This window comes from Brasilonema sennae CENA114, from assembly GCF_006968745.1.
Lineage (GTDB): Bacteria > Cyanobacteriota > Cyanobacteriia > Cyanobacteriales > Nostocaceae > Brasilonema > Brasilonema sennae.
In genome coordinates, this window is record NZ_CP030118.1 from 6,880,485 (window position 1) to 6,896,101 (window position 15,617).

At 42.2% G+C, this 15,617-nt stretch carries 11 protein-coding genes; 4 read left to right on the forward strand and 7 right to left on the reverse strand.

Annotation, left to right across the window (positions count from 1 at the left end; translation table 11 throughout):
- Positions 1-3: 3 nt before the first annotated feature.
- A complete protein-coding gene (locus DP114_RS28660; protein ID WP_171977744.1) occupies positions 4-1,098 on the reverse strand; it encodes a phosphotransacetylase family protein in 1,095 nt (364 codons plus the stop codon).
- 314 nt (positions 1,099-1,412) lie between these two features.
- Complete coding sequence (ebsA, locus tag DP114_RS28665; protein ID WP_171977745.1) at positions 1,413-1,784, reverse strand: type IV pilus biogenesis protein EbsA; 372 nt, start codon at positions 1,782-1,784, stop codon at positions 1,413-1,415.
- Between the two features lie 522 nt (positions 1,785-2,306).
- Between ebsA and DP114_RS28670 the strand changes: the two genes are divergently transcribed.
- Together DP114_RS28670 and DP114_RS28675 are read left to right on the forward strand one after the other, a co-directional pair.
- Entirely contained in the window at positions 2,307-3,281 is a 975-nt protein-coding gene (locus tag DP114_RS28670; protein WP_171977746.1) for a radical SAM protein, read from the forward strand.
- A complete protein-coding gene (locus DP114_RS28675) occupies positions 3,235-4,647 on the forward strand; it encodes a glycosyltransferase family 2 protein (RefSeq protein ID WP_171977747.1) in 1,413 nt (470 codons plus the stop codon). The genes DP114_RS28670 and DP114_RS28675 overlap by 47 nt, the downstream gene beginning before the upstream one ends.
- Before the next feature lie 63 nt (positions 4,648-4,710).
- On the opposite strand, the gene DP114_RS28680 is transcribed toward DP114_RS28675, so the two are convergent.
- Both DP114_RS28680 and dnaX read right to left on the reverse strand, forming a co-directional pair.
- Positions 4,711-4,980: a hypothetical protein gene (locus tag DP114_RS28680; RefSeq protein WP_172195323.1), complete on the reverse strand. Its 270-nt coding sequence runs from the start codon at positions 4,978-4,980 to the stop codon at positions 4,711-4,713.
- Positions 4,981-5,059: 79 nt separating this feature from the next.
- Positions 5,060-8,356 carry a DNA polymerase III subunit gamma/tau gene (dnaX, locus tag DP114_RS28685; RefSeq protein WP_171977748.1) on the reverse strand — a complete coding sequence of 1,099 codons (3,297 nt, stop codon included), beginning with the start codon at positions 8,354-8,356 and terminating at the stop codon, positions 5,060-5,062.
- Between the two features lie 322 nt (positions 8,357-8,678).
- On the opposite strand from dnaX, the gene DP114_RS28690 reads away from it, so the two are divergent.
- Both DP114_RS28690 and DP114_RS28695 read left to right on the forward strand, forming a co-directional pair.
- A complete protein-coding gene (locus tag DP114_RS28690) occupies positions 8,679-9,365 on the forward strand; it encodes a hypothetical protein (RefSeq protein ID WP_169265390.1) in 687 nt (228 codons plus the stop codon).
- 271 nt (positions 9,366-9,636) lie between these two features.
- On the forward strand, positions 9,637-13,422 hold the full coding sequence (locus DP114_RS28695) for a tetratricopeptide repeat protein (protein WP_171977749.1): 3,786 nt from the start codon (positions 9,637-9,639) through the stop codon (positions 13,420-13,422).
- Between the two features lie 10 nt (positions 13,423-13,432).
- On the opposite strand, the gene rpsU is transcribed toward DP114_RS28695, so the two are convergent.
- The 3 genes from rpsU to DP114_RS28710 form a co-directional block, all read right to left on the reverse strand.
- A complete protein-coding gene (rpsU, locus tag DP114_RS28700) occupies positions 13,433-13,621 on the reverse strand; it encodes a 30S ribosomal protein S21 (protein ID WP_048867264.1) in 189 nt (62 codons plus the stop codon).
- A 142-nt stretch (positions 13,622-13,763) separates the two neighbouring features.
- A complete protein-coding gene (locus DP114_RS28705) occupies positions 13,764-14,111 on the reverse strand; it encodes an RNA recognition motif domain-containing protein (RefSeq protein WP_171977750.1) in 348 nt (115 codons plus the stop codon).
- A 281-nt stretch (positions 14,112-14,392) separates the two neighbouring features.
- Entirely contained in the window at positions 14,393-15,616 is a 1,224-nt protein-coding gene (locus DP114_RS28710) for a J domain-containing protein (RefSeq protein ID WP_171977751.1), read from the reverse strand.
- Position 15,617: the final 1 nt, after the last annotated feature.

Genomic DNA, 15,617 nt, shown 5'->3' on the forward strand with positions numbered 1-15,617 from the left:
TTTTCAAGATATCGCCGCAGCTGGATTTAAATTCAGCAAAGCAAGCAAGCGATCAACATCAAAATGTTGAGCCATGAGATGGCGAATGCACTCGACTTTTAGGGGTTCATGGACACGAACTGTACCAAAAGTGCGGTCGATAATTTCCACAGTTGTTAAGGTATCTAAATCAACTGATAAGATTGGGATTTCAAGTTCTTCTGCACGATTGAGGATGAAGGAGGGAGGAGGTAATTGTCCGGTGAGGATTAGGCATTGGGTGGAAGTTTCCAAAGCCGCTTGCTGAATTTCTACGCGATCGCCCCCTGTAACTACTGCCATATTCCGGCGCATAGCAAAATACTTCACCGCTGCATTCACATTCATCGCCCCAATTGCCAAACTTTCCACCATCAAATCCAGGCGATCGCCACAACAAAGAACTTCAGCCTTTAACTGGTTTACCAGTTCGCGCACGCTAACACTGCATAACAATACACTTTTCGGTAACATCCCCAGCACAGGGATACCCTGCTGTTCTAGAAATGGACGAATAGTGGTGTTGACGGCTTGTAATTGTTCTGCGGGGATATCGTTGATCACAACACCAACTAAGCGATCGCCCAGACGCTGTTTAGCACACAATAGTGCTTCAACTAAAAGCAGCGATTTGTAACGGGCTACTAAAAGTATCGCAGCATCCACCACTTCTGCTACTTGCAGCAAAGACAAATCAAACAAACTGCCTTCTTCTAAGTTACCTGGACCTTCTAGTAACACCAAGTCGCCAACTTGTATTTGCGAATATTGCACTTGCAGCAAGTTTTGGTAGTTGGTTTTGTCTAACCCTTGCAAACGTTTTTGCACGGCGACTTCATTTAAAGCCAGCATCGTGGCTGCAACGCGGTTTTTTGGTAAGTTGAGATTGTTAGCAATAAATTGAACATCCTCCTCAACCATCGTTCCTGCAGATTCACTTAAACAAGTACCTAGCGGTTTGCCATAGGCAATGTCCAGCCCGTTTTGTTGTAGTTGATAAGACAAACCTAGGACTGTTGCAGATTTACCACAGTAAGCCTCCGTAGATCCAATTAATAAATACTTAGCGGATTTTGGCACGCATGCACTCCTACTTTACAAAAGTTTAGGTAACTTTCAACATTTAGCAGTCAGTTTGATTTTAGCTGTAGATAGCCTATCCACAAAACTTACGGACACGCTGCTTTGGGATTCGCACAATTTTTCTATAGGAGGCACAAAAAAGCAAGGTATACGAGCTTTGCCGGTACCGCTCAAGGGAACTCCTACTCAACCATAGGAATAATTGCTCAACTTAAGGAAATGTTGATGATTCTAACAACAGCTTTTTTTTACGGTAGCATAGCCAAAACCGACAATGATAGAATGACCTGGTCAAAATAGCGTATAATACTTCACTCAAAACGCAGAAGTTTGCGGTAAAATACTTGAGAAAAATCAGTGACGTGATAGCGTTCGTAATTTTCTATGAATTCAATTAAAAAATTAATAAACTCAAAGCTTGCCATCATGACTTCATAACTCAACTCGGCGTTGCCATCAAACTGCATTCGGCAACGGGTTAAGTCTGAGGGCAGAGTCGCAACATTCCAAGTGGCGACAAAGGGAATGTTATCACTGCCTTCTATCTTGCGGTATCCCTCCAAAACACCCTTTTGATAAAGACTAATCGCATAAGGTAAGAAGTTACGCTTGTTACCCTGAATGTAGGGCAAGTAGACGCTTGCTTGTTGTTGAGTAGCGGGGTGCAATTGTTCAAATGACATTTTATAAATACTCCTTAAGTAACTTGACTCTTTGCGTAGTTTAATGATTTGTGTCCTCAAAAAGGGGTGTAAGGGGGTAAGGGGAGCCAGTGCACAGGCTAAGTTTCCCGACAGCCAGGCATCTGGCTCACGCCACATGCACGCCACTTGCTACAACGGGGGGAACCCCAACGCCAGATCCCTAGGTCGGGAAACCCTCCTGCAGGACTGGCTCCGCAAGGCGCTGCTCTCCGCAACGCAGTGGCTCCTCAACGCGCTTAACCCGCGCAGGGTGAGACAGCGCTGCGGGAGGGTTTCCCTCGTGCCGGCTCTGCGTAAGCGTAAGCGCACGCCCAGAGGGCGAACGCGTAGCGTCTGGTGCAGGAGATACCCGAAGGGCAGTGGCTCCCCTACACCCCTAGTTTTGCTTAAAGTGCGCACTGGCTCGTTTGTGTCAAGAAACTTAATCGAGCACTGGCTGACTTCTCAATTTTGACTTTTTGTTTAAAGATGTCCTAAATAACACTTAAGTGCTTTTACCCTATGGCTCCACTGGTTGCAAACTACTACTTAACCTACCGTTGTAATGCTAGATGTCATTTTTGTAATATTTGGTCACTCGAACCTGGAAAAGAAGCAGATTTTGAAACAATCAAGCACAATTTGAAGGATTTACGCCGCTTGGGAGTCAGATATGTGGACTTTACAGGTGGTGAACCACTGCTGCGGAATGATGTGGGAGAAATTTATACAGAGGCGAAACGTCTGGGTTTTGCCACCAGTATGACAACAAACACCATTTTGTATCCGAAGAAAGCTAAGGAAATTCGGGGATTAATAGACTATTTAAATTTTTCCTTAGATGGTTCAGATGCTGAGACTCACGATCAATCTCGCGGAGTCAAAATTTTTGACAACTTGGTTGAGTCGGTGGCGATCGCCAAGTCTTTTGGAGAATACCCTGTACTCAACCACACTGTCACCGCTCAGAATTACCAGCGGATAGAAGAAATTGGAGAATTAGGCAAAAAACTTGGTGTTCGGGTTTGGCTAAATCCAGCCTTTACAGCACACGAACACTACAACTCGAACAAAAATCCGACACCAGAAATGGTAACGGCAATAGAAGTCACTGCGAAGAAATATAACAATGTCGGTTACAATAAGGCTGCACTAGCTTTTATTGAGGCTGGGGGCAATGATACACAAAATCCCCGCTGTAAAGCGGTAGATGCTGTCATTGCTATTTCTCCTAACGACGAATTGCTGCTACCTTGCTACCACTTCGCTCAAAGTGGAGTTCCCATTAATGGGCGACTTTACGAACTGTATCGCGAGTCTGAGGAAGTTGAAAAATACCGCCAGTCTCAAGGTAAGCTCAAGGTATGTGAAGGATGCACAGTTTGGTGTTACCTAATACCCAGCTTCTTTATGGGTGTAGATAAATATTGGTGGTTAAATCAAGTAACCTATGCCAGCGAATTCCTGGCCCGAAAACGATTCTTACAACGAGCTTGATCCGCTCAATTCCCTATTATCTGATCTATCTGGTTCAGAGGAGTTGGAGGAGGAGACATCCGTAAGCGTGTTTCCTCCATCCCGGTTTCAAGGTCGTAGACGCAAAGCCGCTCTAGTTTTGACGATAGTCTGGAGTGGTACTATCGCTCTGCATTTAGTTTCCTGGGGGAGTTTGTTTGTATTGGGACTGACCACTATCATAGGATTTCATGCCTTTGTGGTAGTGTTCGCCCGATCCAAACCCCACCCAGAAGAAATGCAGGGAGATTTGCCATCTGTGTCTGTGTTGGTGGCAGCAAAAAATGAAGAAGCAGTTATAGGCAGATTAGTCAAAAATCTTTGTAATCTAGATTACCCAGAAGGGGAATACGAAGTCTGGATCATTGATGATAACAGCAGCGATAGGACGCCGCAGTTACTATCAGAACTAGCCCAAGAATACGACCAACTGAAAGTACTGCGACGAAAGCCAGAAGCAGGAGGAGGAAAATCAGGAGCGTTGAATCAGGTGTTAGCGCTGACAAAAGGAGAAATTTTGGCGGTATTTGATGCCGATGCCCAAGTTTCACCAGATATGTTACAGCGTGTCATACCGTTGTTTCAACGAGAGAACGTAGGTGCCGTGCAGGTACGAAAGGCGATCGCCAACGCCAAAGAGAATTTCTGGACAAAAGGTCAAGCCTCAGAAATGGCATTTGATACATTCCTACAACACCAACGGAGTACGAATGGTGGTATTGGCGAACTACGGGGTAACGGTCAATTTGTCCGGCGAAAAGCACTTTTGTGTGGCGGTGGCTGGAATGAAGAAACAATTACCGATGATTTGGATCTGACACTGCGCTTACATCTAGAAAAATGGGAAGTGAAGTGTGTATTCAACCCAACGGTAGAAGAGGAAGGTGTGACTAATGCGATCGCCCTTTGGCATCAACGTAACCGTTGGGCAGAAGGTGGATATCAGCGGTATCTAGATTACTGGGATTTGATTCTCAGAAATCGCATGGGTACGCGTAAAACCTGGGATCTATTCGTGTTTATGCTGATTCAGTACATTTTACCCACAGCTGCTGTGCCAGATTTATTGATGGCGATCGCACGACATCGTCCACCCATTTTTAGTCCAGTGACAGGCTTGACGGTAACGATGTCAATGGCAGGTATGTTTGCTGGTCTAAGACGTATACGTCAAGACAATAAATTCCAAATATCTACTTATTTTCTGCTGCTCTTACAGGCATTGCGTGGCACATTTTACATGCTCCATTGGATAGTAGTCATAAGTAGCACAACCGCCCGGATGTCAGTACGTCCCAAGCGGTTGAAATGGGTAAAAACAGTACATCAAGGCAAAGATGAAGAATGAACGTACTGACCAGTTAGCAGTTAGCAGTTGTCAGTAGTTATCAAAAAGAACTCAGGAGGAGCGCTAGCCATGCAGGAGGTGAGTCCAGCGTGCTTTTGGTAGGGTTTCCAATGCCAGATACCTCTGTCGGGAAACAAGGACTATGGCACAAAATGCCACGCTGCTTTGAACAGTACTGGCTCCTCGTTCCGGCTCTGGCAAACCCGACTTAGGTGTCTGGCGTTCCGAAGAAATGAATATTACGAAAAAACTGGCTTCGTGAATAACTGACTCTTGAGTATAAATGTTTAAAACCCTCTCCGTGTGGGAGGGTTTTAATTTGGAAGAGGTCAAAATCCTGTCCCAAATTTTTATTTTGACTTCTAAGTTGTGACTTCTTCTCCAATTTGTTCAGTGTTGACTGTTCACTGATTTAAAACTCATCATCAGCTTCTGGTTGATCTTCACACTCACTTGGGGTTGTTGAAGTTGAGCGTTCTGTGTCATGTGTCAATGGGATGACTTCTCCATAAAAGAACTGTGCCAGATTTTGTGCGGCGGCTGTGACTTCATCAACTTCCCAATCGGGTGTGGACGCGGATGGTTGAGTTGGGGAGGGTGGATCACTGCGATGAGTTGTGTGTGAACTTTCCACCGCAGGAGTATTTGCTGGATTTGGGGATTTTGTTATCGGTGGTTTGGTTGATTTGGGAACTTCTGGAGAAGGCGCGGATGGAGGTTCATAACTCGGACGAGTCGTGGGCTTTTTTTGACGAGAAGTTTGAGGTCGGGCAGAAGTTGATGTCGTTGCTATTTCTAGGTTTATCTTGACTTCGCATTTAAAAGTTTTCTTAAATGCTGCTGCGATTATGGGAAGATCTAATTGTACTTTTTTATACCATGCTTTTGGAATAGCAACACGAGCTACAGTACCATCAAATTCTACAAGATAGCACATTTGACGAAATAGCTCTCGTGTTGAGATTGGTTCGAGATTACTCAGCACTTCTTGCCAAACCTGAGTTAAGTCTATTTCTGTGCTCTGACTAACTTCCTGTGTTTGGGATACTGAAATAGGTACTTCTATTTCAGGCTGTGGTTTTGGAGGATTAGGAGAAATCGGGGTTCGTTGTGGTGATGAGGGGGTAGCAGGAGTTTTTGGTAAGGTATGGGTTTGGTCAATTTTAACTGGTTCTACAGTTTTTGAATTGTTTTCTGGTGCTGATACTGAAGGTGGTTCACGGCTTGTAATTGAGTTTTGTTCACTTTTTCCTAAAGATGGTGAAACTGTAGGCAGCGAAATCGTTGGTACGGAAACTGCGCCTCTACCGTTTTGCGGAACTGAGATATGAGCTGAGGGTAACAATCCCAGCAACGTCACCTCTAACCACAAACGCGGTTGTGTGGTGTTTTTTAGTTGCACTTCAGCGGTTCGCAAGTGTTGCTGTCCCACCAAGATTGTGCTGATGTCAAAGTGTTGGGCAAAATCAATCAGTGCTTCCCAAGTTTGGGGAGTACAAGCAACTAAATCGTTGCGATTAGAGGCAGTTTTGGCGATGAGTAAATCTCGGTAAAATGCAGCGAGATTTTGGAGAATAATCAAAGGTTCTCGACCGCGATCTAAGATTTGACGAGCGCAATCTAAAACAGCTTCTGGGTTGTTAGAGGCGATCGCATTCAGCAAGAAAAGTAAATCGCGTTCGCTAACTGAACCAACCAAATCCCAAACTCGCTCAGGTATGATTTCACACGACAATAAACTTAACTGATCGAGCAGACTTTCTGCATCTCGCAATCCGCCTTGAGCAATTTGGGCTATTAAGGTTATCGCTTCGATAGTAATATCAATATTTTCTTTGTAAGCGATGTGACTCAAGTGTTTCGTCATCGCTTCTAAATCTATTCTGCGAAAGTCGAAGCGTTGACACCGAGAAATTATGGTAGGTAAGACTCGTTGCGCGTCAGTTGTTGCTAGTACAAAGACAACTTGTTTCGGTGGTTCTTCGAGTGTCTTTAGTAGCGCATTGAATGCTTGTGTACTGAGCATGTGACAGTTATGCAAGGAAAGCCCGTTAGCAACAAAGTTATGATTATCCTCAACTTCGATATCATAGACTCGCTCAATTTCACCCAGATGAACAGATTCAACAGTTTCTAAACTTGTAATCCATTGTGGGAATTGAATATCTTTGAAGGTCTGAGATCCATTTTTTACTGCTTGCACCCACGTTAATGTAGCAGTATGTCTTGTCTCCGTTACTTCTGCTGTAAACTTTTGTTGTTGAATACCCCATTGCTGCAAGCCAATCGCCAAGGATTTGATTTTCTTCGGGAGAAAATCCCTCTGTGTGTAATCTAATCCTTGGACTTCCTGAAGTGGTAAAACTGAGTGAGCCGTCGTCCATGTACCACCAAGCAAGTCCTTCTGGAGTAACTTGATTGAGCCACTCCATCGAAACCCGTTTTTTATCCCCACTGGGTTTGACGATATCAAAAACTTCCCTGAGTTGAGGATGGCAGGATGTGTTGCAATAGACCGCGATATTTCCAGAACCGTAGCCTCTGTTAGGTGCTGAGAAAAGTTTTGGTCGGAGTACTGCAAGGCGTTGGGCTTTGTATTCCAACCATTTTTGCTGCTGCTGTCCATGTCCGAAAGCCAATCTAGGGAATCTACTGAATTTATTTGGGTAAGTGACGGAGCAATCTCCCAGTAGCGTTCCGTAAATAAGTCCCAGTGTTTCTGGTTGGAGAACTTCGGCATTGGCAAGGAAATGTTCTGTTCTAAGTTCCCAAATTCCGTGCCCTTTCTTGTATGGATGTCTTTTCCAGTGAGACTGCATGCTACCAAGTCCTCTACCTTTTTGTTGTAAAAAGGTAGGGATATCAAGTTTTTCTGTGCAACCACAGGCACATAAGGGACGGAGTAATTCAGCTTCTTTAAGGATGGATTCCAGATCGTATGTTTTTTGCCCGTAGGTATTACCTTTAAATTGGTGCCCAGGAACAAATCTCCGAATGCGTCCATCTGTGCCAAATTTGTAGATGAGAGTACCGCATCCACATTCACAGGGGATAGTATCCTCATTCCTTCTTTTACGTCTTTTGCTGGTACCCATCCCTGGTCTGTTTTAATTAAATGATTGCCCGTGCATTTGATTTCTCGGTTAGTTGTTTTAATAACCAGAGTTTGACGCTCACCCTGATCTAGCCATCTCAGAACTTTCTTGAATTCCCACTTGAGCGATGAATCGTTATAACTAAGAACCCTTTTGCCTTTGATATTGGGATCATCTATTCTAACAAGTCCCCTATCAGTCAAGACCAAAGAGTCTCCAGTCAGGCACTCATCGATAACATAAACTTTGTACCGACACTGTACGGGAGCAAATTGCGCTCTTTCTATTATTTCGCGAATATTATCAACACCAGTGTTGCTGGCAGCGTCTATTTCAATAACATCTAAAGAATAGCCCTTAGTAATTCCCTGACAAACATCACACACACCACAGGGTTGAGGCGTGGGTTTGTCACTTTTGAGACAATTAAGCGATTTTGCCAAAATGCGAGCACTGGAAGTTTTCCCTGTACCCCTGGGACCGGTGAACAGGTAGGCAGGGGCTATTTTGGCGGCGCGGATAGCGTTTGTTAGGGTGGTAGCGATCGCCTCTTGTCCCACCAGTTCAGCAAAACTCTTTGGGCGATACTTGTGGTGCAGGGGTTCGTAAGACATAGATGAGGATGTCAATGCCTTTGATGGTTAATAACTAGCACCCATGACTTTGGGTTAGATCATTTTAAATTTATGACGTAACTTCAGGTATTGATGATTCTTTTTTATAGTACAAATATACCATACAGCCAAGAAAGTCTAGCTTGGGGATATCATCCGACTTGATGCTAATTTTCTTGACTAAAGTGAGCGAAAAATTTTGTGTCTGTATATTCTACTCGATATTCGTAAAACTTCAGAGTGTAGTTGACAAACGTCTAGCAGGTTGTCCTTAGACACCGCTACAATCTATGATGACCACCAACACTTACGGGTGCGGGAGATGCTCAAGCGGTTAATTCAATGGTTCAAAAAGTTTTTGCAACGTTTGTTTGGCTCAAATCAGAGTCCAGCTAAAACACGGGAAAACGTTCATAAAGAACCGCCTCCACCTTTAAGCGATACAGATTTGGAATTTCTGTTTACAGAACTATTAGAAGGTGTGTATCAAGCACGAGGACAAGCATGGGCGCAGAAATGGCTAAATAATATTGAACATCGCGTCCCAGAAGAACGTTGGGTGCAGTGGTTGGAACGTTTTGGTGCAAGATTGTTAGCATCACCCACACCCAATAACGAATTAGCTTCGCGAATGGTACAACTAGGTGAGTTGGAAATTGGAGAAGTGGGAAACGTCGCCTATGATATTGGGATGCAGTTGTTAACGCGCACAGCTGCCGAGCCAATCTGGGAGTATACTGGGCCAGATGCACTCAAGCAAACTCCTGTAACGACACAAACTCAAAATCAGCAACACGATGATATGGAAGAAGAAAATCTTCCAGAAGGAGAATACCAAAGTGTTACTTTAGATCAGTTATTTGTGCTGATACAGCAAGACGAGAATTTACGCAAGCAAATTTGCGAGCAATTAGGAATGGAGACAGACGATCCACAAATAATTATCCAAGCTTTGCTTGATCAATTCCAAGCGGCGAATGAATCTACTACAAATCAAGCTGAATCGTAATTCAATCCTTGACGATCAAAGTATTTTGTAGATGAAAATACCAGATTTTAGACATCTGGGTAAAATTTTGTGTACGAGTTTGTGACTTAAGTAAAAATACTTAAGTAGTAAACAATTTTCCTTATGTGAGTGTTAGTATGGTATGTTATATTTTCAACTGACTGTGCGATCGCTCATTCAATTGTTATAGGTTTTTAAGTCAACATAACTTTTTAACACTGTGCTCGCTAAAATCTGATGATGACCAATCTAATCTCCAATAATTGCCGAAATGCTCAAGTGGCTACTTAAGTGGATTAAGAAGTATTTGAAGTTCTTTTTCAAGAAAAAGCAGACTCGTTCTGTATATCGCGCAGAAGAACAAAAGATGACACCTCCACCCGCATTGACAAATGCGGATTTAGAATTTCTATTTACCCAACTGCTGGAAGGTGTGCATCAAGGAAGAGGGCAACAGTGGGCGATTAAATATCTACAAAGAATGGAAAAGCGTATCTCCAATGATCGCTGGATAGATTGGCTACTAGATTTTGGGGAAAGATTGTTAAAATCGCCAGCACCAAATAACCAATTAGCAGAACAAATGGTGCAACTAGGCGAGTTGGGTGTTGGGAAGGTTGGAGATTTATCTTACGACATTGGCATACGATTGTTGACGCGAAACTTAGACAATTCGTATTGGGAAAGTGATCAAACACAAGATACGCAAACCATAACTGATACAACAGTGCGAACCCAATTAGAACAGGGGTTGACACAAAACAAAAGCATAGAGGATTCAGACAATATTTCTGCAGCGATGCCTGCACCCTTTTTCAATCCTCCACAAGAAGAGTATATCAACAATCAAGAACAATTTATATGGCAATTTGATCAACCAGGTGTTGATTTGCTAATACCAGAATCTGCCTGGACTTCATCAGATGAGCAAAAGGAGGAAGAATCCTACTACTACGGGGTAGAACAAAGCGTGCAAGCAGGTTCACAAAGTCCTACAACCCAAGATTTTTCCGATCTTCAGTCACCAATTGCTGTCAGGCTGGATGAATTGCTAGTTAGGTTAGAGCAGAGTACAAGTTTAGTTGAGGAACTGGCTTCTGGGTTAGGCTCTCAAAGCGAAGCATCAATAAATACAACTTTACCAAAAAATCAACAAAAAACGACTTTAGAACAAGCAGAAGCTTGGTTTTACGAAGGTCTTAACCAAGCTAAAACAGGTGATTTATCAGGAGCAATTGTATCTTACAACAAAGCTATAGAAATTAATCCCAACTCGCAGGAATATTGGTTTAACCGAGGGCTAACACTATTTTATTTAGGAGAATTTAATGATGCGATCGCATCTTACGACGAAGCAATTGCACTTAAACCAGACTTTTATAAATGTTGGTATTACCGAGGCGGGGCATTAGGTGAACTAGAATGCTTTGAAGATGCAATTTTGTGCTTTGATAAAGCTATAGAAATTAAGTTTAATTACCCAGAAGCTTGGTCTGGCAGAGGTATAGCATTGCAGAGATTAGGGCGTCCATCGGAAGCCGTTGCCAGTTACGATAAAGCAACCATACTGCAACCACAAGACCAAGATAATTGGTATTATCGAGGTCTGGCATTGGCGCAGGATGGACGAAATTATGATGCGATCGCCTCATATGAGAAAGCTTTAGAAATCCAAAAGGACTTTCACTTAGCTTGGTACAAACGAGGTGTGGAACTTTCTGATTTAGGAGAATTTGAAGATGCAATTGCCAGCTTAGAACAAGCAACAGAAATTCAAAGCGACTTCTCGGAAGCTTGGTACGCTTTGGCTGGTGCGTTGGAGAAAGTAGGAAAACATGAAGATGCGATCGCATCTTATGAAAAAGCGGCTCAAATCGATCCAAATTCTCATGAAGTTTGGATTGATAAAGGTGTGGTACAGTTCAGTTTGGGACGCTGGGATGATGCAATTTCATCCTGGGAAAAAGCTTTAGAAATCAAACCCGACTACTATTTAGGCTGGTTCAACTGTGCTGTGGCGTTGGACAATCTCGGACAGCGTGAAGAGGCAATTGCTTGTTATGATAAAGCGATAGAATTTTATCCTCAGTTTGAATTAGCTTGGTACAACCGAGCTATGCTGCTATTTTATTTGCAGAGATTTGAAGAAGCGATCGCCTCATATGATAGCGCTTTACAAATCAAACCTGAGTATTGGGAAGCCTGGATCGCCCGAGGGAATGCAGCAGAAAGTGTCGTTTATAGGAACAATTCACACTCTCGTTCAGCACAGGTGTATGAACAAGGGCTTGAAGAGAAATTAGCAAGCTATGAACAAGGGCTGAAATATGTTGATCAAAATACACAGCCAGAAGGTTGGGGCAGATTGCATCTCGCGCTTGGCAATGCCTATTACGATCAAGGTAAGAGACATTCTACACCCTCCTATTATTGGCAACAAGCCGTCACTGCCTACAATCAGGCGCTTCATACTCTCACACCTGAACCCTTTGCTTTACTACACCTGGAGGTTTTGCAAAACCTGATCAAAACACTTGTAGCTTTGGGGCAAACTTCCCAAGCGCAAGATTTTCATCTATATGGAACAGATTTCATACAATTTTTACTCAGCGAAACGACTCAATCTGATCAAGAGAAAAAACAGTTAGCACTCAAGTTTGCAGGTTTTGAACAGTTAGCAGTTGATATCGCTGTGCAGTCTGGTGAGATAGCGCAAGCTATAGAAATCGCCGAACGTGGCAAAAATGCTTGTTTAACTTGGCTTCTGTATGGTTGGACAGATGAAATCAAACCACTTAGCTATCAGTCAATTCAGCAGCTTCTTAATCCTACAACTGCAATTATTTACTGGCATATTAGCCCTTGCGCCTTACACACATTCATCATTAAATACAAGTCTCCAGAACCTATTCTCATTTTTAAACCCGTACTTGATAGGGTGATTGATCAACTGCCTTTACCCGAGATGGTACAACGCTTGGTTGAATTTGAAGATTGGCTAAAAGATTGGAATCAACAATACAGCTCATATCAACAACTTCAAACTAACGACGCATCAGACAAAAGTGTCCATCCATGGCAAGCAGAAATGGATAGATGGTTATTGAATTTGAAACAAATTCTCAACTTTTCTACAATTGTGAATGAGCTTGAGGACATCACCAATCTGATTTTAATTCCCCACCGCGACTTACACAGATTTCCTCTTCACGCCCTTTTGAATATTTCCTCTGTTTGGGAAGAACAATCCTCAAAGCAAAACAATTATACATGTACCTATCTACCTAGCATCCAAATCGGGTTTTCTTTCAAATCCCAACAACTCTTGCAGGTTCAAAACCAATCATTACTCATTGTGGAACCCCAAGAAAGCATAAATTATCCGACACCACAATTTGCTGAACTTGAATCTGAAGCTATTAGCCAGATGTTTACTTATTGCAGACGCATTCAAGGCTTACAAGCTACAAAACAACAGATAGAAAATGCTCTATCTGAAAATTACAATATTTTTCACTTTACAGGCTATGTAACTGATAATTTAAATCAGCCGCACAAATCAGAATTTCTATTAGCAGGTGAAGAGAAATTAACTCTAGAGGAAATCTGCAAAAAGCCAATTGCAAGTTATAACCTTATGACTCTTTTAACTTGTGAAACAACCATGACTAGCAACCAGAATATCACGACTGAATATGTTGGAATAGTCACTGCCTTTCTTAGTCAAAGAGTTAATCATGTATTGAGTACTGTGTGGAGTGTGGAATCAGCTGCTACTACTTTGGTTATGATAGAGTTTTATCTGCGGCTTCAACAAAATAAATCAGCAGCCAAAGCATTGGCGGAAACAACCGCGTGGCTTAAGGAACTGACTGCTGGTGAACTGAAACAATGGTATGAAGAATTACTCAACCAACTACCTCAAGAAGGGCAAAAAATTAGGGCAAGTTTAACAACAGAATTACATAGAAGTCGTGAAATGTCAGCCGAAACCAAGCTCTATAATCACCCTTACTACTGGGCAGCTTTTAAAATTGCAGGTAAGTTTTCTTTTTAAACAGTTCCCCTCAATAGCGGAAACGATTCTGACGCTGCTTTTGCTTGGCAACTGCTTTGCGTTTACGTTTTTGAAGGGGTGTTTCAAAGTGACGGTGTTTCTTCACGTCCGGAAAAATTCCTGCCTTGGAAACTTCTCGCTTAAATCTGCGGAGGGCTGACTCAATTCCTTCATTTTCGCCAAGAATCACTTGGGTCATTATTATCTCCTCCTTAAATTGATTAAATGAATAAATGGTCGGATAAGTTTGAGGAACGTAAGTTAAGCTGAAGCGCAAAAAAGGGCAGACTCTTTGTCTGCCCTTGAGACTTTAGAGTTAAATTCTTTATCGCAAAGCTTAATTAGTAGCCGCCGCGTCCGCGAGAAGAGTATCCTCCTCTATCTCTATCTCCACCGCCACCGCCACCGCCGTATCTACCACCACCACCACCAGATGAGCCTCTGTTCTCTTTGGGCTTAGCCTTATTAACCTTGAGGTTACGACCCATCCACTCAGCACCATCTAGAGCTTCTATTGCTGCAGTTTCATGTGCCTCTTCTGCCATTTCTATAAAAGCAAATCCTCGCACACGACCTGTTTCCCGGTCTACTGGCAATTGAACACTTTTCACCGTCCCATATTCTTCAAAAACCCGTCTGAGGTCATCTTGCTCAACTTGGTAAGATAAATTACCCACGTAAATCGACATGAAACATCTCCAGAATCAAATGTTGTAGAAAGTTAGATTCGGAGAGACGCTTGTAAATAGATAAACACAAACTACACAACCGAATATAATTCCTCGTTAGTAATTTTAGCATAAGATGACAAGATTCTGTTGTCTCTATGAAAAAAGTTCAGAAATGTTCAAATTGATTAACAACATAAGCTCTTGGCTTCCCAAGCCCCTTGCTTTGCAGCAGATTTAGCACCTGATTGTTGTGACAATAGTTATCACAAATTTGCGGATCACTACTATACTAAAGGGTGTTAAGGTACACAAGCCACTTGCTCGATTCGATGAAAAAGTTCTACATTCAGCTTATACACCGCAGGATAGTAAAATTTAATTCTCTCAAGTGACGCAAAAATTGTGCTGGCGGGAGAGACTAAAATTTCTGTGAGTATGTCATTCAAAAAAGTTTTTCTTTCTTGCTGTGAATCATAAAAATTAAAATAATCAGCTAAACAAAAAGCAGCTAGTCTTTTAAATCCTTGATTGATGAGATAATCACGATTGAGATTTTCATATTGGTCAATAGCTGCAACGGTTTCCTCAACTTTTGTACAAATTTCTTGAATATCTAAATTATCTGGTTCTAGATCCGTAGCTGTTTTGAGGAATTGAAAAGCTGCTCTCCACATATCAAAGTTACTAGACTTTGCAGCAATGTTTGCGATTTCGATTCCCATGTTAGCAAATCTACTAGCAGCGTATCGTCGAATGTCTGAGTTTTTCGGTAGTAAGGATATAATTCTCCTGCCTAAGATTTCTATTTTTTGTACTTCACCACTGTAAAAGTGAATGCGGCAGATAAAGAAAAGTGCTTCAAAGTCATTAGAATCAGCTTTCCCATCAGCACCAATAGCACGTTCTGCCCAAGCAAGTGCTTCAGAGTAATTTTTTTGATCAAGATAAGTTTCCGCTATATCTAAATAGGGTGCAGAATTAAATGGTTCTAATTTGACTACTTGCTGAAAGGAGTCACGAGCATTATGATAAATTGGAATTTTACTAAAATCTTCATTATCGGAACATTCAGCTTGCAGTTTGTAAGCAGAACCCAAGTTACTCCAATAAAGTGTCATGTTTGGATTAGTTTTCGTTAGTGCTGTGTAGATTTTCACAGCAAAATCCCAATTTTCAGTGTGAATGTAACAAAGACCGAGTAGATGACGAGCTATGTCAATTCTTGGTGCTAATACAAGAACTTGCTTAAGTAAAGGAATGGCGTTTGACCACTCTTCTACCTGCATTTTATTTTGAGCTTGCGAGATCAGATCTTTAACTTGTTCGCCATACTTCTGCATGGCGTCATAATTTTCTCGTGATTTTGAGTCGAAGAGCGTGTTATACGCTATCCGAATTTGTTGAAACCGTTCTGGATCTTTTTCTGGAGAATATTTACGAACTAACTGAAAATAAGCTCGTTTTATTTCATCAGCAGATGCCTGAGAGGAAATTTCCAGGATATGATAGAGTTCATATACCATC